The 303-nt window shown below is 58.1% G+C and carries 1 rRNA gene; it reads right to left on the minus strand.

The window, feature by feature from the left end:
* Positions 1-239: 239 nt before the first annotated feature.
* Positions 240-303: ribosomal RNA gene (locus tag ACZY08_RS29740) — 16S ribosomal RNA — on the minus strand; the annotation flags it as partial.

Raw genomic sequence — 303 nt, forward strand, 5'->3', positions numbered from 1 at the left:
GGAGCAACAACACGCCTCCCACCCCACACAGGGGCCAGGGAAAAACGGGCCTGTTGTCTCAAAGCCCAATAGTGTGTCTGATGATTTTCCGCAGATGCTTTCCCGCATCCCACGCTAAGTTTGTCGAGTGCACCAGACCCCCACCCACTACAGGTAAGAGGGCCATCCAACGAATCGCCTGAAAGCACAGCTGATCCCGCGATTTACGGGGCCGGCCCAGGTCTCGTGGTGCTCCTTAGAAAGGAGGTGATCCAGCCGCACCTTCCGGTACGGCTACCTTGTTACGACTTCGTCCCAATCGCC

The sequence above is a fragment of the Mycobacterium sp. IDUB_9 genome, from assembly GCF_055419505.1.